The 1,003-nt window shown below is 48.7% G+C and carries 1 protein-coding gene; it reads right to left on the bottom strand.

What is annotated here, in order from left to right; all coding sequences use genetic code 11:
* Positions 1–908: ISAs1 family transposase (locus tag L6J37_RS21210; RefSeq protein WP_237796521.1), on the bottom strand; the 908-nt coding region annotated here is incomplete at its 3' end.
* Between the last annotated feature and the right edge of the window lie 95 nt (positions 909–1,003).

A 1,003-nucleotide genomic window follows, 5' to 3' on the forward strand; every position in this document is an offset into this window, starting at 1 on the left:
CAGTGCAACCGATTTTCGATTTCCCAGTGACCTCGGACTGCATCGGCAAAACGTTCGGGGGTGAGCACCGCAGAGCTAATGTAGTAGCGGTACTCCAGCGACTCTTTCCCTGCTGAGTCAATACGATAGCCAATAGCAACACCGACGCTTTGAAGCCCTTTCCAATCAGGGAAATCTGTCGTCAACTCCTGCGCTGACATGACGTGGTATTCGCGCGCTTCAATACGCCCATGTCCGCGCTCGATGTCACACGCTGGGCTTTTTTCGAGCAATGGCGCCAATGCTTTTTGTACCGCTTTAGCCAGACTTATTTGGTTTCCTTTGACTGCTAATAGGTAATCGCCACCTTGCTCAACTATCTGCTTGGCGATATCGGTTTGACAGCCCATCGCATCGATAGAGACAAGACAACCTTTGATATCTAACAGCTTGAGCAGCTCAGGGATGGCGGTGATTTCATTGGACCTATCTTGGGTTTTAACTTGTCCCATGACAACGCCGTTGGCTGTCGCAAAAGCACTGACCATGTGGAGCGTTGATTGCCGATCTTCTCGGTTGTAGGAGCTGCGTAACACCTTGCCGTCAATAGCAATAAGCTCGCCATTCGAATGGACGTTGGCTGCCTGCATCCATTTTAAAAAGCAGTCTTGAAACTGGTCAGGTTCAATGGAAGAAACAACCCTGGCAATAGTGTCATGGACAGGGATGCCCTGGCGAAAAAGCCCTTTGTCCTGCAGCCAATCGAGGTGAGCTTCGCCAAAGTCTTCGATATCTTCCCAGCCCTCCATGCCTGCAATGGTGGCGCATACGGTCAGAAACAAAATGTCGAACAGTGGGTACGATATTTTTGCTGACTGTCGTGGGTCTTGAATAACTGAAAAGAATTGAGAAAAAGCATCGATATGCATCAGGAACTCCCGTAAAAAAGGAGTATATGATCACAACCAGCCCAGATCGTCAAACTGATCTATTTTGTTCAAAAAACGTTCATGATCTTGCCCTG

Source organism: Photobacterium sp. WH77 (assembly GCF_022014395.1).
In the GTDB taxonomy this organism is placed as follows: domain Bacteria; phylum Pseudomonadota; class Gammaproteobacteria; order Enterobacterales; family Vibrionaceae; genus Photobacterium; species Photobacterium arenosum.